Source organism: Dorea sp. OM07-5, assembly GCF_003481355.1.
Classification (GTDB): Bacteria; Bacillota; Clostridia; order Lachnospirales; family Lachnospiraceae; genus Dorea_D; species Dorea_D hominis.
Map to the genome: position 1 here is coordinate 1 of NZ_QUKZ01000040.1, position 603 is coordinate 603.

Annotated in this window: 1 protein-coding gene; it reads left to right on the forward strand. The window is 38.5% G+C overall.

Annotation, left to right across the window (positions count from 1 at the left end; translation table 11 throughout):
• Positions 1–603, forward strand: a 603-nt coding sequence (locus tag DXC04_RS15650; protein ID WP_199692558.1) for a hypothetical protein, incomplete at both ends; no start/stop codon positions are given.

Below are 603 nucleotides of genomic sequence, written 5' to 3' on the forward strand. Positions count from 1 at the left end.
TTTAAAAATATCGGAAAAGAGATATTAGGACTTAACAATAATGAATCGCCGGGAAGTACGGTTATTGTAAATCAAGTGGATTTAAGCGAGGTACAATCCGAACTTGCCAGTATCCAGAGCTCTCTTGATAAGCAGAGCATTTCCCTGAATAAGCTGGAAAGCGATATGCAGAAGAATACGGAGGAAATCAAAGGTCAGATTGAAGCTCTTGGTAAAAAGATTGATCAGACAGATCAGAAACGAAGTTATGAGGACTATCTGAATGACTATTTTAATTTTTATAATAAGTTTCTGGAAGCAACCGCACGCTGTGAAACTACGCTGAAATCAGCTTATACGGAAGACCCATCACAGGGAGAAAAGAAAGATGAAATTATAAAAAATGCGTATGACAGAGTGTATGAACTGAAAGGTATCGAATATACCGGTGATTATTATTCGTTGATGAACAACATGGGAAAATATATCCAGGGAAAATATGAGAAGACGAATCCGGGATCAGTCATTGATATCTTATGTGCATATTATAAGCTGGCAGGCTACAGCGACAGCCAGATCGCGGAGGCAACCAAACAGTTTGTAGCACAGACGTATTACAGTTAT